Below are 18166 nucleotides of genomic sequence, written 5' to 3' on the forward strand. Positions count from 1 at the left end.
CAGGTGTGGGAGGCATCCCCCACACGGGATCGCCCGCTTTCAGGGATCGGATGACGGGTCTGGGGCAAGGAGAGCGTAGGTCAGGGGAGCCGGTACGGGGACCCGGATGCGTCATTCGGTCCGGGCAGACCGGCCACCACCGTCACATGCTCCACGCTCACGCGACGATCTAGGGTGGCTTTGTCAAAGTTTCGTTGGATTATGACGGAAGCACCCGAGGCTAGTGGTGCGAGCAGCGCGATCAGTACTCCGTCGAGTGTGGTGAACGGCATGTCAACCAGCAGGCGGTCGCGCGCGTCAAGCTCCCATTTCGCGGCGGCGCCGCGGGCGGCGGCCACCAGCTCCGCCCCGCTGAATGTGGCCTTTGTCACATTCAGCGCGGGTGCCTCGGGAGCCGCCTCCGCGGCGAACCGGTCGCCGTGGCCGCGGACCTCGTCGGCGTAGTCGGTCACGCCGGGCGGGCAGTCGGCGAGCCGGCCGCCGAGCGCGTGCAGCGACAGCCCGACGATCTCCTCGGCCGCCGGGTCGGTGAGCACGTCGCCCAGCACCTCCTCCGCGGCCGCCAGGATGTAAGGGCCGTTCCGGGGGGCGCGGGGGGTCGCCTCCCCGTCCTGGTACGGCCCGGACGACCCGATCGGTTCGGCGGCGTCCCGTCCGCGGACGGACGCGGGGTCGACCGGTTCGGCGACGAGCCCCGCCGACCAGCACGCCATCAGCCACACCGCCGTCTGCCAGTGCGGCGGCAGGACGAGCACGACCCGGCCGCCCGGCTCGGCGCCGAGCCCGTCCACCAGGAAGTTCGCCGTCTTGGCGACCCAGTTGTCGAACGTCCGCGCGGACAGCTCGACCCGTTCCCCGGCCGCGTCGTCGTAGAAGGTGACCAGCGGGCTGGACGGGTCGTCCGCCACCCGCCGCCGCAGCAGTTCCGCGGGCGTGGCCGCGCTCGGGTCGTGTGCGCTCATGGCCCGAGCGTATGCCCGCATGATCGTCCGGCGGCCACCACCCGCCCGCTGCCGCTACGCTCCGCACGGGTGGATGACCACCTGTTGAACCGCACGGGCGGACGAGCGCACGAGGCCGGCGCCGGACGTACGGGCGCGGGACGCACGGGACTCACGAGCAGGGGCGCGAAGATGAATGCTGGCCGGCTGCTCGTCCGCGTCACCGCGGCTCCGGCGCTGCTCGTGGCGGCGTGGCTCGCGGTGTCGCTGCCGCTGCTGCTGGCGGGCGTGTTCCGTCCGGTCCCGGCGATCGCGCTGTTCGTGCCGGTCGCGGCGGGGGTGCTGTGGCTCGGCCTGCGGTCCCGTCCCCGCGACCTGCCGGACGAGCGGCGGGGCGGCCTGAGCGCCCCCGGCGGCGTCGACGCGGTGCCGTGGTGGACGACCGGGAGCGTCCTCGCGATCACCGTCGCCTTCCTGGTGCTCCAGGCGGTCATGTGCGCCGAGCAGATCGTCGTCCGGCGCGACCCGGCGTCCTACGTCCAGTTCGCGACGTGGCTCGCCGAGCACGGGTCGCTGCCGATTCCGCGGGACGCGGGGGCGTTCGGCGGCCCGGACGCCCTCCTCGGGTTCGAGAGCCCCGCCTTCTACCAGGACGGCGGCGCGGTCGTCCCGCAGTTCATGGCGGGAATGCCGCTCGTCCTCGCGCTCGGCGGCTGGCTCGGCGGCACGCACGGGATCCTGCTGATGGCGCCGCTGCTCGGCGCCTGCTGCGTGCTGTCGTTCGCCGGGCTCGTCGCGCGGCTCGCCGGCCCGCGCTGGGCGCCCGCCGGGGCGCTGCTGCTCGCGCTGACGCTGCCGATGCTCTACGTCTCGCGCAGCACGTTCAGCGAGCTGCCCGCGATCGTGCTGCTGCTGGGCGGGCTGTCGCTGATCTACGACGTCCGCCGGGAGGAGGGGCGGCGCGCGGGCCTGAAGGCGTTCCTGGCCGGTCTCGCGCTCGGGCTCATCGTGCTCGTCCGCATCGACGGGCTGCGGGACGTCCTGCCGGTGCTCGCGTTCGCCGGTCTCCTCATCGGGCTCAGGCGGGGCGCCGGGTACTGGCTGGCGGGCGGGCTGCTGCTCGGCGCCGCCGCCGGGCTGGCCGAGGGCTTCACCCTGTCGCGGCCCTACCTCACCTATCTCGGGTCGTCGCTCAAGCCGCTGCTCGCCATCAGCGCGGCGCTGCTCGTCGCGACCGCTCTCATGGTGGCGCTGCTGCGCTGGGGCCGGACGGGCGCGCGGCTGCGCCGGCTGGGCGCGGCCGTCGCGCGGAGCCGGGTGCCGGACGCCGCCGCCGTCCTCACCGTGCTGGTGATGGCCGGCTTCGCGGTCCGGCCGCTGGTGCAGACCGTCCGCCGGGTCCCGGCCACGCGGGACGACGAGCTGAACGCCCAGTTCATCGAGATGATCCAGCGCATCCAGCACCTCCCCGTGGACGGTGCCCGGCAGTACTCGGAGCTGTCCCTCTACTGGGTCGTCTGGTACATCGGCGTCCCCGCGCTGCTGTTCGCGACGCTGGGCGCGGCGCTGCTGGTGCGGCGGCTGCTGCGCGGGCAGTCCCCGGAGTGGCTGCTGCCGTACGCCATGGTCGTCTGGACGACGGCGCAGGTGCTGCTGCGGCCGGGGATCACGCCCGACCACCCGTGGGCGTCCCGGCGGCTGATCGGCCTCGTCATCCCCGGGCTGCTGCTGTTCACCGTGTTCGCGGCGGCGTGGACGGTGCGCCGCGTCCGCCGGGTCGGGTACGGGCCGAAGCTCGTCAACCGGGGCGCCGTCGCCGGCGTCGTGCTGATGCTGGTGCCTATCGTGCTGACGTCCGGCGGGTACATGGTGACCCGCACCGAGCAGCACGAGGTGGGCGCCGTGCGGGGCATGTGCGACGCCCTGCCGGAGCGCGGCTCGGTCGTGGTGGTCGAGCAGTCGACGGCCGACCGGTTCCTCCAGGTCGTGCGCGGGATGTGCGGGCTGCCCGCCGCGCGGGTGAGCGGCGGCGCCGCGCCCGCCGACCTGAACCGGATCGTCGCGGGCGTGTCCCGGGCCGGGCGGCGGCCGGTGATCATGGCGGCGAAGCGGGAGCAGGTCGCGCCCTACGGGACGCCGGAACGGGTGCTGGACGTGCGGACGCGGCAGGACGGGCGCACCCTCACGGGCCCGCCCGGCGGGACGTGGGGCCTGTCCATGGAGGTCTGGATCGCCGAGCCGTCCGCGCCTTAACGGCTGCCGGTGTTCGCCAGGGCGAGTATCCTCGCGCTGCGTGAGCACCCAGTCTGCCGAGCCCACGTCCGAGACCGCGCCCGCCGAGCCCGCCGAGGCCGTCGCGACAGCCGAGTACGGCGCGCCCGCCGAATCCGGCGAGGCGCCGCCGTCCCCCGCGGCGGCGGCCGAGCCGGTGGAGCCGCCGTCCGGGCCCGTCCACGTCACGATCGTCCTGCCCTGCTACAACGAGCAGGACCACGTGGTCGACGAGGTCGAGCGCATCTGCAAGGCGATGGACGCCAGCGGCAAGAACTACGAGCTGCTGGCCGTCGACGACTGCTCGACCGACGACACGCTCGCCCGGCTGCGCGAGGCCGAACCGCGCTTCCCGAACATGCGGATCATGGCGTTCCAGCACAACAGCGGCTCGGGCACCGTCCGGCGCATCGGCTCCCAGCAGGCCCGCGGCGACATCGTCGTGTGGACGGACGCCGACATGTCCTACCCGAACGAGCGGATCCCCGAGCTGGTCGACGCCCTCGACACCGACCCGTCCATCGACCAGGTCGTCGGGGCGCGCACCACCGAGGAGGGCACGCACAAGGCGCTGCGGGTGCCCGCCAAGTGGTTCATCCGCAAGGTCGCCGAGCGGCTCACCAACTCCAGGATCCCCGACCTGAACTCGGGGCTGCGCGCGTTCCGCCGCGAGGTGTCGCTGCCGTACCTGCGGCTGCTGCCGCCCGGGTTCTCCTGCGTCACCACGATCACGATCGCGTTCCTGTCGAACCAGCACCCCGTCCGGTACGTGCCGATCGACTACGCCAAGCGGGCCGGCAAGTCGAAGTTCCACTTCACCAAGGACGCCTACCGCTACATCCTTCAGGTGCTGCGGATGGTCATGTACTTCAACCCGCTCAAGGTGCTGATGCCGCCGGCGCTGTGGCTGATCGTGATCGGGCTGCTCAAGGGCGTGTTCGACATGGTGGTGCACTTCGGCTACTTCGCCAACAACACCATCATGATCTTCGTGACCGGATTGATCATCGCGTCGCTGGCGCTGCTCGCCGACCTGATCGTCCGATCGCGCGGCGACGTCTAGCGGTGGCGTCCAGCGGCATGCGCATCGCCGTCGTCGGGCCGGCGTTCCCGTACAAGGGCGGCGGCGCCCGGCACACGACCGAGCTGGCGCACCGGCTCGCCGCGGCGGGCCACGAGGTCGTCATCGAGTCGTGGCGCGCCCAGTACCCGGGGTTCCTGTACCCGGGACAGCAGACGATCGCCGAGCCGGAGGGCGAGCCGTTCCCCGGCACCCGGCGGCGGCTCGACTGGCGGCGCCCGGACGGCTGGTACCGCACCGGCCGCGCGCTGCGGTCCTGCGACCTGGTCGTCCTGGTGGTGCTGAGCACCGTCCAGGTGCCGTCCTACCTGGGGGTTCTGGCCGGTGTCGGGGGGCGGACGCCGGTGGTGGCGCTGTGCCACAACGTCCTGCCGCACGAGCGGAAGCCCTACGACGAGCCGCTGATGAAGCGCCTGCTGCGGAAGGTGGACGGGGTCCTCGTCCACACCGAGGCGCAGGCCGAAGTGGCGCGCGGCCTCACCGGCCGTCCCGTGCGGGTCGCGGAGATGGCCGCGCACCTGCCGTCGGCGGGGGCTCCCTCGCCGGCCGACGAGAAGGTGCGCCGGCGGCTGCTGTTCTTCGGGATCGTCCGCCCGTACAAGGGCCTGGACGTCCTGCTGCGCGCCCTCGCCGAAGGCCCGGACGACGTGGCGCTGACCGTCGCGGGCGAGTTCTGGGGCGGCCTGGACGAGACGCGCGAGCTGATCGCGTCGCTGGACCTGGCGTCACGGGTGGAGCTGCGCCCCGGCTACGTCCCGGCCGCGGACGTCGCGGGGCTGTTCGCCGCCGCCGACGCGCTCGTCCTGCCGTACCGGACGGCCACCGCGTCGCAGAACGTCTGGATGGCTCACGAGCACGGCCTGCCGGTGATCGCCACCGACGTCGGCGGCTTCGCGGCGCAGATCCGCGACGGCGTCGACGGGCTGGTCTGCCGCCCGGACGACGTCGCGTCCCTGGCGTCCGCGCTGCGGGCGTTCTACGCGCCGGGGGAGCCGGAGCGGCTGCGCTCCGGCGTCCGCCCGGTCGACCACGGCCCGCTCTGGACCGCCTACGTCGACGCCCTCACAGGCCACATGCTGAATTGAGCCAATCTTTCAGGTGCGGCGCAGTGGCGTGCTTTCCCCACGCGATAGCCAGTCGTTGCCATATCATCACAGGCTGTGAGGACGGCGTACAAGTGCCGGGCGTATCCGGACATCGAACAGGCAGCGGTGCTGAACCGCACGTTCGGGTGCGTGCGCCTGGTCTGGAACAAAACCCTCGCCGAACGACATCGAGCCTGGGACGTCGACGGTAAACGCATCTCCTACGCCGAGAGCGATGTCGCGCTGACCGGATGGAAGAAGACCGGCGAGCTGGCGTTCCTGAACGAGGTGTCCAGTGTTCCACTGCAGCAGGCGCTGCGGCACCAGCACGCCGCGTTCACCGGCTTCTTTGCCGGACGCGCCCGCCATCCGCGCTTCAAGGCCCGCAACGGCCGCCAGTCCGCGCACTACACCCGCTCGGCGTTCCGCATCCGCGACGGGTCGAGGACCTCGCTGTCGCCAACATGGTGAAGAACCACAAGCTCGCCAGAGCGATCTCTGATTGCGGGTGGGGGGAGTTCTGCCGGCAGTTGGAGTACAAGGCTGGCCGTGCCGGCCGCGTCCTGGTGGTGGTCGACCGGTGGTTCCCCTCGTCCAAGACCTGCTCGGCCTGCGGGCACCTGCTCGCGGAGTTGAGCCTGTCCACCCGGGCATGGTCGTGTCCGGGCTGCCGCACCCGGCACGACCGGGACCACAACGCGGCCAAGAACATCCTTGCGGCTGGTCGAGCCGTAGCCGGGGGCACTGCCCCCGGCGAGGTCTGTGGAGCTGACGTCGGACGGCCAGGGGCATCCCTGCCGCAGTCGGCCGCGAAGCAGAAACACCCACGGCGTGAGCCGTAGGAACGCCCTTCCTTTCAGGAAGGGGAGGAAGTCAAAGGTGCGGTTCGATGATCTTCATCAGGGCGCGCTTCGGCTTGGCGCCGACGATCTGCTCCACGACCTCGCCGTTCTTCAGCAGCAGCAGGGTGGGCAGGCCCATCACGCCGTACTTGTTCGGCGTCTGCGGGTTCGCGTCGTAGTCGATCTTCGCGATCCGGATCTTGCCGTCCTGCTCCTGCGCGATCTGCTCCAGGACGGGCGCGATCATGCGGCACGGCCCGCACCAGTCGGCCCAGAAGTCGACCAGTACCGGGGTGTCACTCTTCAGGACCTCGTCCGCGAACGTCGCGTCGGTCACGGTGATGGGGGCCGTCACGGTCCCTCCTTCGTAGGCTGCGTACCCGTCACAAGCTCCTTGGAAGGCGGTTCATTCCCCGCGTCCGGCGCGGTACGCCCGAGCAGGAACGCCACCCCCGCGTTGAGCAGATCGGCGAGCGTCAGCAGCACCCGCGACGCGATCGCGACCACGACCGGCGCGCCCGCCGGGAGCACCGGCGTCAGCACCACGGTCAGCGCGGCCTCCCGCGCCCCGATGCCGCCCGGGGCGATGAAGACGAGGAAGCCGGCGACGAACGCCAGCGCGTAGGCGCCGGTCGCGACGAACGGCAGGCCCGTGCCCTCGCCGCCGACGGCCATGCACAGCAGCCAGGTGTGCACGCCGAACAGGGCCCAGCCGAGGACCGTCCAGCCGATGGCCTTCAGCGTGACGGCGAGGCTCACCGGGTGCTCCAGCGGCGGGCGGCGGATGAGCCTGAGCATCGTCCCCAGCGCCCACGTCACGATCTTCGGGTGCAGCAGCGCCAGCAGGACCGGTGCCAGCAGGAACAGCCACCAGTACTCGTCGCGGGCCGCCTCGGACGTCAGCGGCAGCGTCACCGCCGCGACGGCCAGCCCGCACGCCGTGGACGTCGCCACCGCCAGCAGCGTCGACCCGAAGCTGCGCTCCGGCGGCACCTTGTGCTCGCGCGTCATCTCGATCTGCGTGACCAGCGCCCACACCTTGCCCGGCACGTACTTGCCGAGCTGGGAGATCCCGGAGATCCGGAAGATGGCCCGCACCGGCAGCGGCGAGCCGAGCCCGCCGAGGAATTCCCGCCAGCCGAGCATCCAGACGAAGAGCCCCGCCAGCCCCACGGCGAGCGCGCCCGCGAGCGCGGCCCAGGACATCTGCTCGAACGCCCGGACCGTCGCGTCCCATTGGGAGGCCACGCTGTAGGCGCAGAACGCGAGCGCGAGCAGCACCAGGAACACGCGCAGCGCCCGTACGGCGACGGCCTTCATCTTCACCCGCCCAGCGTAGGCGAACGCGACCTCGCACTCGCCCGCTCGCCCTAGAGTTGGGGACGATGAAGATTTCGGATGTGGTCGCCTTCATGGGGCACCAGGTGCACGTATGCCGGTACCGCGAGGCGGGGACGCTGCTCGGCTGGCTCGGACGCGACCTGCGCGGCAAGCGCGTCCTCGACGTCGCGGGCGGCGACGGCTACTGGGCGGGGCAGGCGCGCAGGCGCGGCGCCGACGCCGTCTCCATCGACCTCGCCCGCACCAAGATGGTCTACGGGCGGACGCTCGCGCACGCGCCCGCGCTGATCGAGTGCGACGCGCTGCGGCTGCCGTTCGCGGACGGGTCGTTCGACGCGATCCTGTCCGTCTGCGCGATCGAGCACTTCGACGACGGCGGCAGGTCGCTGGACGAGATGGCGCGAGTGCTGAAGCCCGGCGGCGAGATATTCATGTCCGCCGACGTGCTGAGCCGCGCCGACGCCTGGCCGAAGCTGCGCGACGCGCACAAGGCCAAGTACCACGTGCAGCACACCTACACCCACGACAGCCTCAGCAAGCTGATGGACGAGCGCGGCCTCGACCTGGTGAAGCACAGCTACCAGTTCCGCACGGCCGCCACCGAGCGCCTCTACCTGTCGCTGTCCAGCTATGGGGGCAAGGTCGGCTTCAACGCCGCCGCGCCGCTGACCCCTCTCGTCGCGCTCGCCGACCGCAAGGCGCCGAACGAGCGCGGCAGCATCGTGCTCGTCCAGGCGCGTAAGAGGTAGTTGTCGGGGGGTGCGGGGGTCGGCCCCCGCAATGAAAGGTAGTGGTCGGGTAGGGCCTCATCTGAATCACGTGGAACGAGGTCACCCGAGCGCGTGCCCGGCGGGCGTAGGCTCGGAGCGTAAAAGGGTGATCTACGCCACCGGATGGGGGAATGGACCGTGGCGCCTCGAATTCTCCTCGACGCCACCGCCGTGCCTGCCGACCGCGGAGGTCTCGGCCGGTACGTGGACGGGCTGCTGAGCGCCCTGCACGCGCGGGGCGCCGACCTCGCCGTCGCCTGCCAGCGGGCCGACGAGAAACGCTACGAGGGCCTCGTCCCCGGCGCCCGCGTCGTCGCGGGCCCGGCGGCGCTCTCGCACCGCGCCACCCGCCTCGCCTGGGAGCAGTCCGGGCTGCCGCACGTGGCCGAGCGCGTCGGCGCGGACGTCATCCACCTGCCCACCTACACGATGCCGGTCAGCGCGGTCCTGCCCACGGTCGTGACGATCCACGACGTGGCGCTCTTCGCCGAGCCCGAACTGCACGACCCGGTCCGCACCTCGTACGTCAAGTCGGCGACCCGCACCGCGGCCCGCCGCGCGACCCGGCTGATCGTCCCGTCCCGCGCGACCCGCGACGAGCTGGTGAGCGTCCTCGGCGCCGACCCGGCGCACATCGACGTCGCCTACCACGGTGTCGACCACGAGATGTTCCACCGTCCGTCCGAGGCCGAGACGAAGCAGGTCTCCGACCGCCTCGGCCTGCACGGCCGCCCCTACGTCGCCTACCTGGGGGCGCTGGAGCCGCGCAAGAACGTCCCGAACCTGATCCGCGGCTGGGTGCGGGCGTGCGCGGGCCGTCCCGACGCGCCCGCGCTGGTCCTCGCGGGCAGCGGCGGCTGGGACGACGAGGTCGACGCGGCCCTCGCGACCGTCCCGCTCGACCTGCGGGTGCTGCGCCCCGGCTACCTGCCGTGGCCGTCCCTGCCCGGCTTCTTCGGCGGCGCGCTGGTCGTCGCGCTCCCGAGCCGCGGCGAGGGGTTCGGCCTGCCCGTCCTGGAGGCGATGTCCTGCGGCGCGCCCGTCCTCACCACGCACCGCGGCTCGCTGCCCGAAGTGGGCGGCGAAGCGGTCGCCTACACCGAGCCGGACGCGTCCGGCATAGCCGCCGCCCTGTCCGCCCTGATCGACGACCCGTCCCGCCGCGCGGACCTGGCCGACGCCGCCCACACCCGCGCCCGCGAGTTCTCCTGGGCGGCCTCAGCGGAGGCGCACATGGCCTCCTACCGGCGCGCGGTCGACCAGTACGCCGCGTCACGCACCCACTAGGCTCTCTCCAACCCGCGCGCGTGGAGAAAGGAACCGAGTGGAAGCGATCCTCCTGGTGGGAGGCCAGGGCACGCGCCTGCGCCCCCTGACGATCTCCACCCCGAAGCCGCTGCTCCCCACCGCGGGCGTGGCGTTCCTCGCGCACCAGCTGGCCCGCGCGCACGCCTCCGGCGTCGAACGGATCGTCTTCGCCACGTCGTACCGCGCCGAGATGTTCGAGGCGGCCTTCGGCACCCACGCGTACGGCGTCGACCTCGCCTACGTCAGCGAGAAGGAGCCGCTCGGCACCGGCGGCGCCATCCGCAACGCCGCCCGCGCCCTGACCTGCGCACCCGATGACCCGGTCCTGATCCTGAACGGCGACATCCTGTCCGGCCATGACGTCCCGGCGCAGGTCAAGCTGCACGAAGAGGCGAACGCGGCGGTCACCCTGCATCTGACCGAGGTGGACGACCCGTCCCGGTTCGGCTGCGTCCCGACGTCCGCCGACGGCCGGGTCACCGCCTTCCTGGAGAAGACGCCGCACCCGGTCACGAACCAGATCAACGCGGGCTGCTACGTCTTCCGCCGCTCCGCCATCGACACGATCGCCGAAGACGAGGTCGTCTCCGTCGAACGCGAGACCTTCCCGTCCCTGATCGCCTCGGGCGCCCTGGTCATGGGCCACGTGGAATCGGCCTACTGGCTGGACGTGGGCACCCCGGAAGCGTTCGTCCAAGGCTCCCGGGACCTGGTCCTGGGCGCCCTGACGTCCGCCGCCATGCCTGGCGACCCGGGTGAACGCCTCACCCTCCCGGGCGCCCGGGTGGCCCCCGGCGCCGTGGTCCGCGGCGGGACGACGGTGGGCCGCAACGCGGTGATCGAGGCGGGCGCCACCGTGGTCGGCAGCGTCCTCCTGGAGGACGCGTTCGTCGCCGAAGGCGCCACGGTCTGCGACTCCGTCCTGAGCCGAGGCGCCAGGGTGGGCCCCGGCGCCGTCCTGGACGGCGTGGTCCTCGGCGACGCCGCGATAGTGGGCCCCGGCAACGAACTGCGCCCCGGCCTCCGCGTCTGGCCCGGCATAGAACTCCCCCCGACCGCCATCCGCTTCTCCACCGACACCTGAGCAGCCCGCCGCCGCCGACATCCCGCTGGGCAGGGACGGGGCGCGGGTGATCGACTTCGGCATCGCCCGCGCGCTGGACGCCGCCAACCGGCTGCACTTCCGCTACGTGGTCGCGGTCATGGCCTACCGCTCCGACCTCACCAGAGACGGCGACCTGGAGCCGTGGCCGGTTGCGGCGTCCACAGGGGCCGCCGACTCCGCCGGCCCGCAGACCTGAACATCCGCGGGCAGTTCCACGGTGATGTGGATTCCGCCGGCGGGGCGCGGCGCGAGGGTCAGTGTTCCGTCGTGCGCGTGGGCGATGGTCTTGACGATCGCGAGGCCGAGGCCGACGCCCGCTTGGCCGGTGTGCGTGCGTTCGGTGCCGCGCTGGAATGGTTCGGTGAGTGTCGAGACCAGGTGCGGGGTGAGCTTCTCGCCGGTGTTCTCGACGGTCAGGACGACGGTCGCCGGGCGGACTTCGGTCTTGACCCACACGGTGCCCTGTTCCGGCAGGTTGTAGAAGATCGCGTTCTGCACGAGGTTCGTGGTCAACTGCAGCAGGAGCGCGTGCGACCCGACCGCGGGGGTGATCTCTCCGGACGATTCGATGGTGATGCCGCGTTTCTCCGCCATGGAGAGCAGCGTTTCCACGGCTTCTTCCGCGATGAGGGACAGGTCGACGTGTTCCCGGGCGAAGGAGCGCTGGTTTGCGCGGCTGAGCAGGAGCAGTGCCTCGGTGAGGTCGATCGCCCGGGTATTGACGGTGTGGAGGCGGTCGATGATCTCGCGGGCGTCGTGCGCCGGATCGGTGCGGGCGACGTCGAGAAGCGTCTTCGAGATCGCCAGCGGGGTGCGCAACTCGTGCGAGGCGTTGGCCGCGAATCTCTGCTGCTCGGCCGCGAGCCGCTGCTGTTCGGCGACGTGCGCTTCGAGCCGCGCGAGCATCATGTCGAAGGCGTCCGCGAGTTCCCGGAACTCGTCCTTGCGGCCCGGCAGCCGGATCCGCTGGGAGAGCGATCCGGCCGACGCCATGCGTGTGGCGTCCGTGATCCGGGACAGGGGGGCGAGCATGCGGTCGGCGAGGATCCATCCGCCCAGCAGGCCGAACATCAGCAGGAACGCCAGCACGACGACCGCGACCGGCACGAACGAACGCAGGATGAGGCGTCGGTTGATGTAGAGCGCACCGTCGGAGTAGACCGCGCCATTGGGCAGGCCCCACAGGAAGAAGACCCCCACGGCGGTGAGTATCAAGGCCCCCGCGAGCATGAGGAACCCGGCGTAGCTGAGGGTGAGTTTGAGGCGCACACTCATACCGGGCGCCCTATCCACGCTCCGCTCCTTCACGTCCGGTCTCGGGCGGTGTGTCGATGCGGTAGCCGACGCCCGGCACGGTGGCGACGATCCAGGGTTCGCCGAGACGCTTGCGCAGTGCCGAGACGGTGATGCGCACGGCGTTGGTGAACGGGTCGGCGTTCTCGTCCCACGCCCGTTCCAGGAGTTCCTCCGCGCTGACGACGCCGCCTTCGGCGGCGACGAGGACGTCGAGCACGGCGAACTGCTTCCTGGTCAGCGCGACGTAGCGGCCGTCTCGGTAGACCTCTCTGCGGAACGGGTCCAGCCGCAGGCCCGCGATCTCCCGCACGGGGGGCCTGCTGTGGGCCCGTCTGCGGTCGAGCGCCCTGAGCCTGAGCGCGAGCTCCTGCAGTTCGAAGGGCTTCGTGAGGTAGTCGTCGGCGCCGAGCTCGAACCCGGTGGCCTTGTCGTCGAGCCGGTCGGCCGCGGTGAGCATGATGATCGGCATGCCGCTGCCGGACGCGACGATGTGTGCGGCGATCTCGTCGCCGGACGGTCCTGGGACGTCGCGGTCGAGGACCGCGATGTCGTAGGCGTTGACGTTCAGCATTTCCAGGGCGGTGTCGCCGTCGCCCGCGATGTCGGCCGCGATCGCCTCCAGGCGCAGGCCGTCGCGGATCGCCTCCGCCATATAGGGCTCGTCCTCAACGATCAGCACTCGCATGCCTTCGAGGCTACGAGCCGCCGCATATCGTCGGCGTATCGAAAACCGCCTACGTCCCGGCAACACCCCGCCAGCCTTGGCTGGCAGGATGAGCAGTGCGGCTCGGGTGATGTCGGCGTAACGGGTCACGGGTTCCTGTCCGTGTGGCTCAGCGGAGACGCTCGGCGAGTCGCGCTCTGAGCGGCTCGTAGTCGTGGGTGGGGAACAGATTGGGGAAGACGGCAAGCATTTCGGTAAGGAAATCGACGGTCACTTCGTGGTCCTCTTCCGCCAAGGAGACGTCGGTGAACAGGTACTGCCAGCCGTATGTGCCCTTGGTGACGCGCAGCGCGTCAAGGTAGCCGCAGAGGTCGACGTCCATACGTTGAACGCCGAGCTCACCGTCGCTGAACCAGAGCTCCGGGTTGTGCATGCCCCCCTGCTTGATTCTGAGGGAGGAGACGGATCCCACTCCGCCCATGGGCGTTCCGTCGAAGTCGCGGAGTTCGGCCAGTAGTTCCAGCCGCTCCGGTGACGGGTCGGGATAGCGCTCGACGGGCGGCTGCTTACGGATCGCCTGTGCCAGGGGCGAGAGACTGAATTCCCCCGCGAACAGCGGGTCCGTTTCTTCGTCGCCGTACCCCCAGCAGGCGCCCAGGCCGTCGAAGCGCAGGAAACACTCCTGAAGGACCGGGGCGAGGAGTACTCCGTCCTGTTGCGCGAGCGCACCGAAGGCGCTGGGCGCATCTGCAGGCTCCGCGGCCAGCGGGCCCTGATGATCCCAGGTCATATGAAAGTCGGGATCGGAGCAGTGCCGCAGCTCGTCGAATACGTCCAGCCAGCGGCGCTCGTACGGTGTCGGTTCCGTCATTCCTGCCTCTCGGAAACTGTGGTCTCTCAGCGAAATGATCTGCGGCGGGGTCCCGGTGCGGGCAGGTGTGATGCCCCTGGTAGGACAGGCATGCCAAGATCATGTCCGCGCAGCACCGTTACCGTTGCGGACGGTCTCCGCCTTGTAGGGCTCGCCCCCCGATCAGCACTCGCATGCTCTTTAGGCTACGAGCCGGCGCATATCGTCGGCGTATCGAAAACCGCATACGTCCCGGCAACACCCCGCCGCCTTGACTGGCGGCATGAGCCGAACCCCACCACCAGCGCGAACTCTGCCATCGACCCGCCGGACCCGCCGGGTCCGCCGGCTCCTCGTCGCAGGTCTGATAGTCGTCATGGCGGCGGCGGCCGCAGCCCTCGGCTACCAGCCGCAGAACTCGTCCTCGCCCTCACCGCCCGTGGAGACCTCCTCGCCCGCACCGCCGTCGTCCTTCCTGGCGGCACCGCCCTCGAAGGCTCCTCGCAGTGAGCGCCGTGGCGTGCCCGGCAAGGCCGACGGCGTCGTCCCCGACGGCGTGACGGTGTTCGATGACGGATACCCGGCTGTGGCCGACCTCGACCCAGACCTGCTCAAGACCCTCCGCCGGGCCGCGACGGACGCCGCCGACGACGGCGTCACGTTCTACGTCAACAGCGGCTGGCGTTCCCCGGAGTACCAGAAGCGGCTTCTTCGCGACGCGATCTCCAAGTACGGGTCCGAGGACGAGGCCGCCCGATGGGTGGCCACGCCGACGACGTCTTCGCACGTGTCGGGAGACGCGGTCGACATCGGGCACTCCGACGCGGCGGCGTGGCTGTCCGAGCACGGTGCCGGATACGGGCTGTGCCAGATCTACAGGAACGAACCCTGGCATTACGAACTGCGCGCCACCGCGATGGATCGCGGGTGCCCGCGCATGTATGCCGACCCCACCCAGGACCCGAGGATGAAGCAGTGACCGGCAGCGAGCGAGGCCAGACGATGACACAGGCGGACACGGCGGAGACCGGTGTCGGCGGCCGTGATACCGCCTCCGGTGATCGGCGCGCGGGCGTCCGCCGGGCGATCCGCTCCTGCTTCCGGCCGGGGCCCTGGAAGCGCGGCCCGGTCCTCGCCGCGCTGGCGGCGCTGCTCGGCCTGTTCATGCTGCTGCACGCGTGGATCCCGAACCGGATCGGGAACCTCGGCAGCCTGGTGGAGACGTTCCTGCCGTGGTTCGGCCTGTTCGTCCCGGTGCTGCTGGTGGCGGCGCTGTGGCGCCGGTCCGCTTCAGCGGTGGCCGCGCTGCTGCTGCCGGTCGTGGTGTGGCTGAACCTGTTCGGCGGCCTGCTCGGCGGCAAGTCCCAGCCGGGCGGCGATCTGACCGTGGCGAGCCACAACGTCGGCGCCGACAACCCCGACCCGGCCGGCACCGCCCGCGACCTGGCCGCGTCCGGCGCGGACGTGCTGGCGTTGGAGGAACTGACCGAGCAGGCACGGGGCGCGTACGAGAAGGAACTGGCGAGGACGTACCCGTACCACGCGGTACTGGGCACGGTCGGGCTGTGGAGCAGGCTGCCGCTGTCGGACACCCGGCCGGTCGACATCCAGACGGACTACGGGCCGCTGGCGGCCACCAAGCCCGAGGAGGTCAAGAGGGGCGACGCCCGTGCGCTGCGCACCACGGTGGCCACCGACCACGGGCCGCTGGCGGTGTACGTGGCCCACCTGGGTTCCGCACGCGTGAATGCCGAGCATGGTTTTTGGACGGTCCACCGCGACAGGAACGCGCAGGCGCTCGGCAACGCGATCGCCGCCGAGCGGAACAAGCGGGTGGTGCTGCTCGGCGACCTGAACGGCACCATGGACGACCGCGCGTTCGCCGCCCTCACCTCGCGGATGCGCTCGACCCAGGAAACGGCCGGAAACGGCTTCGGCTTCACCTGGCCGGCGGCGTTCCCGGTGGCGCGCATCGACCAGATCCTGGTCAGAGGCGTCGAACCGGTGAACTCGCGGGTGCTGCCGTCCACCGGCAGCGATCACCTGCCGGTCGTAGCCGGAATCAACTGGTGAAATAGGGGCCAAGGTGAGCGAGGACGAGGCCCTCGCGCGCCATGGCCGAGACCTGCTCGGGAGTGATGCCGGTGTGGTGATTCGACCGCGCCTGATCGGGGTGTACCGGACGGGTCACGCCGGGCAGCTCGAAACCGGATCGGCGGTGATCGACCGGGCGGGCCGCGTGCCGCGTCTGATCGTCCGGACCGGTGACGGGCTCGTGGTGCATGAGCTGAGGGCCGGCGGCGGTCGCCTCGCGGAGCCCGCCGCAGTGTTTCCCGGAGAAGTACGCGGGCGGCCGACCGTCGGAACCGGCCCGGTGGCACCGGACCTGTCACACGCGGCCCTGGTGGACGAGCATTCCTACCGGATCGTCAAGCCGGACGGGACGCTGCTGTGGGAGCGATCCGCGGGGAGCTCGGAGGGCGTCCCGGTGCGCTATGCGCGTTGGGTGCAGCCGCCTGGCGCTGAACCGCGACTGTGGCTGGCCGTCCCCGCCGAGGCGGGACTCCGCCTGCAGTCGCTGAGCGTCGCGGGTGAGGTCGTCGACCGGCTGGCGGTGCCGATCGGCGGCCGTCACCTCTCCGTGGGGCTCGCCCTGGACGCAGGTGGACGGCCGGTTGCCGTGGGCGTCCGTTCGGGCGCGGCCGCGGTGACGTTCGGGGTCGGCCGCGATGGCGTGCTCTCGCCCGCTGTGGAACGTGAACTGCTGGATGCCGACCCGGCCGGCTCGGGCTTCGTCACCGTCGGGCGGAGCGACGCTGGCGAGACCACCGACGTGCGGTGGCACGGCCCTGACGGGGCGGCCCCGGTCACTGTGGTCGCCTGCACTGATCTGCTGACTTCCGATATGCACATCCGTCCGTACCTGTCCGGCTCCACCGGCGGCCTCCTGCGCGAGGGCGTCCTACTGCTCGCGGTGGAGGACGACTACGACGAGAGCGACGTCGAGATCTTCGGAGCGGAGCGCTGGCGGCCGTCGAGCCACTGGCTGGCGGCCTTCGGACGCTCGCACGACATGATCGCCTATGCCGATCGGGCCCACGCCGCCGACCCGGGCCCGGCCGTGCCCCTCGGAGACGGAACCTGGCTGACCCACGACCGCGACGCGCTCTACCACTGGAGCACCGGCCCCTGACAGGTACCCGCCCCGTCGTGAACACGGCCCGGCAGGCCGGTCAGCGGCGGCGCCGGGTGTGACGCCTAAACGGTCGGCGGAGGCGGACGGCTACCCGGGGAAGGGGCTGTCGCCGGTGGCCGCCGCCGTCACCAGCACGCTGAAGTCGTAGACCACGGAGGCCGGCATGGTCAGGCGCCGTCCTTGCCCTTGAGGAACTCCCGGACGCGGTCGGGCACGTCGGCGGGTTCGATCCCGAGTTCGGCGGTGCGCCGCTGCCCGTATGCCTGCAGATCGCGAAGCTGCTCGGCAAGCATGATCGTCTTCATGACGCGGTAGGTCGCGCGGAGGTAGGCGGACCGGTTTCCGTCGCCGAAGTAATCGACGAGCTCATCGGGGACGGGCCGGTCTTCGGCCAGGACGGAGAATCCCAACGTCTGTGTCTTGCTCCTCGACTTGTCGGGACCCATGAAGGCCAAGGGCAGTTCACTCTGATGCGGTGCCCCGGCCGGGCGATCGCCCGGCTCAATGCGAGGCGGGGGAGTAAGCGGGGGTGAGGGTCGTTTCGAGGTGGTGGACGAGGAGCTCGGTTGTTTCCTGGAGGTCGATGAGGGGGCGGCGGAGGTAGCGGTGGGGGGTGGACCACCAGCAGAAGGTGCGGCGGTGGACCCACACGTTGAGGTTGGAGAGGACGAGGACGGAGAGTCCGTCGTCGGTGGTGCTGCGCTTTCCCTCGAAGCCGCGTCGGGTGAGGTTGAGAAGCAGGTGGTGTGCGGCGGTTCCCGGGTGGACGCGGTAGTGCAGGCCGGGCCAGTCGCGGGGGAGCGGTAGGGCGAACCAGACGGTCTTGCCGGGGACGGACGTGGTGTCGACCCGGGAGCGGGTCGGGGTGCTGCCCCAGGCGGCGGTGACTTGGCGGACGAGTTCGAGCCCCTTGCCGTGCTCGTCCAGCAGCCCGGCTCCGGAGTTGTGCGGTGTGGTCGTTCGCGCGCCGTCGAAGACGGAGACGATGAGTTGCGGGGACGGGACGGTCCGCGCCCAGATCCACAGCTCCGGCGGGGTGGGCGGCCGGTCACCCCGCCCGACTTTGGCGTGCCGCAGCGCGTTCGTCGCGGTCTCGGACACGGCGAGCCTGCCGTCCTCGATGACGTCCCGGTCGAGCGCCAGTTCGGACATCGTCTGCCGGACGAGCCGCCGCGCCATCGCGGGCCCGCTCTCGTCCCCGGGCAGCCGCCATGCGCACAACCCCCCGGTCACCAGCCCCCACGCCCCCTTGACCTCCATCGAGACCTACCTCCTCCGCGCGACTATCGCCGCAATTGATACAGAAAGCGACATTTAGATCACCCTCTGTTGCGTGTCTCGGAACACATAATGCGAGCCTCGAGGCGATGGTCGCAACTGTTTCAAGGAGGAAATTAAAGATCATTTCGGGAAGCT

Annotated in this window: 17 protein-coding genes and 1 pseudogene; 10 read left to right on the forward strand and 8 right to left on the reverse strand. The window is 71.2% G+C overall.

Features of this window, described 5'->3' with window-relative positions; translation table 11 throughout:
- Positions 1-80: 80 nt before the first annotated feature.
- Complete coding sequence (locus tag ACA511_RS07780) at positions 81-962, reverse strand: TIGR03089 family protein (RefSeq protein WP_375023369.1); 882 nt, start codon at positions 960-962, stop codon at positions 81-83.
- A gap of 171 nt (positions 963-1133) precedes the next feature.
- Between ACA511_RS07780 and ACA511_RS07785 the strand changes: the two genes are divergently transcribed.
- The 4 genes and pseudogenes from ACA511_RS07785 (at position 1134) to ACA511_RS07800 (ending at position 6220) form a co-directional block, all read left to right on the forward strand.
- Complete coding sequence (locus ACA511_RS07785) at positions 1134-3194, forward strand: hypothetical protein (RefSeq protein WP_375023370.1); 2061 nt, start codon at positions 1134-1136, stop codon at positions 3192-3194.
- Between the two features lie 175 nt (positions 3195-3369).
- Positions 3370-4275 (forward strand): glycosyltransferase family 2 protein, encoded by a 906-nt coding sequence (locus tag ACA511_RS07790; protein ID WP_375024707.1) that lies wholly within the window; start codon positions 3370-3372, stop codon positions 4273-4275.
- 17 nt (positions 4276-4292) lie between these two features.
- Positions 4293-5378, forward strand: a complete 1086-nt coding sequence (locus ACA511_RS07795; RefSeq protein ID WP_375023371.1) for a glycosyltransferase family 4 protein — start codon at positions 4293-4295, stop codon at positions 5376-5378.
- 75 nt (positions 5379-5453) lie between these two features.
- Positions 5454-6220 (forward strand): annotated as a pseudogene (locus tag ACA511_RS07800) (RNA-guided endonuclease InsQ/TnpB family protein).
- A 31-nt stretch (positions 6221-6251) separates the two neighbouring features.
- Here the strand turns inward: ACA511_RS07800 and trxA are convergent.
- Positions 6252-6575, reverse strand: a complete 324-nt coding sequence (trxA, locus tag ACA511_RS07805) for a thioredoxin (protein WP_375023372.1) — start codon at positions 6573-6575, stop codon at positions 6252-6254.
- Positions 6572-7540 (reverse strand): lysylphosphatidylglycerol synthase domain-containing protein, encoded by a 969-nt coding sequence (locus ACA511_RS07810; RefSeq protein WP_375024708.1) that lies wholly within the window; start codon positions 7538-7540, stop codon positions 6572-6574. Before ACA511_RS07810 ends, trxA begins: the two co-directional genes overlap by 4 nt.
- Before the next feature lie 65 nt (positions 7541-7605).
- Here ACA511_RS07810 and ACA511_RS07815 point away from each other — a divergent pair, with 65 nt between their 5' ends.
- The 3 genes from ACA511_RS07815 (at position 7606) to ACA511_RS07825 (ending at position 10723) form a co-directional block, all read left to right on the forward strand.
- On the forward strand, positions 7606-8310 hold the full coding sequence (locus ACA511_RS07815; protein WP_375023373.1) for a class I SAM-dependent methyltransferase: 705 nt from the start codon (positions 7606-7608) through the stop codon (positions 8308-8310).
- Between the two features lie 159 nt (positions 8311-8469).
- A complete protein-coding gene (locus tag ACA511_RS07820; RefSeq protein WP_375023374.1) occupies positions 8470-9618 on the forward strand; it encodes a glycosyltransferase family 4 protein in 1149 nt (382 codons plus the stop codon).
- Positions 9619-9655: 37 nt separating this feature from the next.
- Complete coding sequence (locus ACA511_RS07825; RefSeq protein ID WP_375023375.1) at positions 9656-10723, forward strand: sugar phosphate nucleotidyltransferase; 1068 nt, start codon at positions 9656-9658, stop codon at positions 10721-10723.
- A 123-nt stretch (positions 10724-10846) separates the two neighbouring features.
- Here the strand turns inward: ACA511_RS07825 and ACA511_RS07830 are convergent, their stop codons facing one another.
- The 3 genes from ACA511_RS07830 to ACA511_RS07840 form a co-directional block, all read right to left on the reverse strand.
- On the reverse strand, positions 10847-12019 hold the full coding sequence (locus ACA511_RS07830; RefSeq protein WP_375023376.1) for a sensor histidine kinase: 1173 nt from the start codon (positions 12017-12019) through the stop codon (positions 10847-10849).
- 10 nt (positions 12020-12029) lie between these two features.
- Positions 12030-12725 (reverse strand): response regulator transcription factor, encoded by a 696-nt coding sequence (locus ACA511_RS07835; RefSeq protein WP_375023377.1) that lies wholly within the window; start codon positions 12723-12725, stop codon positions 12030-12032.
- 148 nt (positions 12726-12873) lie between these two features.
- Positions 12874-13575, reverse strand: coding sequence for a hypothetical protein (locus tag ACA511_RS07840; RefSeq protein ID WP_375023378.1), 702 nt, complete (start codon positions 13573-13575; stop codon positions 12874-12876).
- Positions 13576-13930: 355 nt separating this feature from the next.
- Between ACA511_RS07840 and ACA511_RS07845 the strand changes: the two genes are divergently transcribed.
- The 3 genes from ACA511_RS07845 to ACA511_RS07855 are packed head-to-tail and all read left to right on the forward strand — an operon-like array spanning position 13931 to position 16747.
- Positions 13931-14533: a M15 family metallopeptidase gene (locus tag ACA511_RS07845; protein WP_375023379.1), complete on the forward strand. Its 603-nt coding sequence runs from the start codon at positions 13931-13933 to the stop codon at positions 14531-14533.
- Positions 14534-14556: 23 nt separating this feature from the next.
- Positions 14557-15627, forward strand: coding sequence for an endonuclease/exonuclease/phosphatase family protein (locus ACA511_RS07850; protein ID WP_375023380.1), 1071 nt, complete (start codon positions 14557-14559; stop codon positions 15625-15627).
- Positions 15628-15640: 13 nt separating this feature from the next.
- On the forward strand, positions 15641-16747 hold the full coding sequence (locus tag ACA511_RS07855; protein WP_375023381.1) for a hypothetical protein: 1107 nt from the start codon (positions 15641-15643) through the stop codon (positions 16745-16747).
- 170 nt (positions 16748-16917) lie between these two features.
- Here the strand turns inward: ACA511_RS07855 and ACA511_RS07860 are convergent, their stop codons facing one another.
- Positions 16918-17160 (reverse strand): hypothetical protein, encoded by a 243-nt coding sequence (locus tag ACA511_RS07860; RefSeq protein WP_375023382.1) that lies wholly within the window; start codon positions 17158-17160, stop codon positions 16918-16920.
- Positions 17161-17251: 91 nt separating this feature from the next.
- Entirely contained in the window at positions 17252-18010 is a 759-nt protein-coding gene (locus ACA511_RS07865) for an ATP-binding protein (protein WP_375023383.1), read from the reverse strand.
- Between the last annotated feature and the right edge of the window lie 156 nt (positions 18011-18166).

It is taken from the genome of Actinomadura sp. GTD37 (genome assembly GCF_041951365.1).
In the GTDB taxonomy this organism is placed as follows: Bacteria; Actinomycetota; Actinomycetes; order Streptosporangiales; family Streptosporangiaceae; genus Spirillospora.

What these genes read in the sequence shown, in the direction of transcription:
- ACA511_RS07780 (WP_375023369.1), bottom strand. Translation starts at nt 962, where the DNA reads ATGAGCGCACACGACCCGAGCGCGGCCACGCCCGCGGAACTGCTGCGG.
- ACA511_RS07785 (WP_375023370.1), top strand. Translation starts at nt 1,134, where the DNA reads ATGAATGCTGGCCGGCTGCTCGTCCGCGTCACCGCGGCTCCGGCGCTG.
- ACA511_RS07795 (WP_375023371.1), top strand. Translation starts at nt 4,293, where the DNA reads ATGCGCATCGCCGTCGTCGGGCCGGCGTTCCCGTACAAGGGCGGCGGC.
- ACA511_RS07810 (WP_375024708.1), bottom strand. Translation starts at nt 7,540, where the DNA reads ATGAAGGCCGTCGCCGTACGGGCGCTGCGCGTGTTCCTGGTGCTGCTC.
- ACA511_RS07815 (WP_375023373.1), top strand. Translation starts at nt 7,606, where the DNA reads ATGAAGATTTCGGATGTGGTCGCCTTCATGGGGCACCAGGTGCACGTA.
- ACA511_RS07830 (WP_375023376.1), bottom strand. Translation starts at nt 12,019, where the DNA reads ATGAGTGTGCGCCTCAAACTCACCCTCAGCTACGCCGGGTTCCTCATG.
- ACA511_RS07835 (WP_375023377.1), bottom strand. Translation starts at nt 12,725, where the DNA reads ATGCGAGTGCTGATCGTTGAGGACGAGCCCTATATGGCGGAGGCGATC.
- ACA511_RS07840 (WP_375023378.1), bottom strand. Translation starts at nt 13,575, where the DNA reads ATGACGGAACCGACACCGTACGAGCGCCGCTGGCTGGACGTATTCGAC.
- ACA511_RS07845 (WP_375023379.1), top strand. Translation starts at nt 13,931, where the DNA reads ATGGCGGCGGCGGCCGCAGCCCTCGGCTACCAGCCGCAGAACTCGTCC.
- ACA511_RS07850 (WP_375023380.1), top strand. Translation starts at nt 14,557, where the DNA reads ATGACACAGGCGGACACGGCGGAGACCGGTGTCGGCGGCCGTGATACC.
- ACA511_RS07865 (WP_375023383.1), bottom strand. Translation starts at nt 18,010, where the DNA reads ATGGAGGTCAAGGGGGCGTGGGGGCTGGTGACCGGGGGGTTGTGCGCA.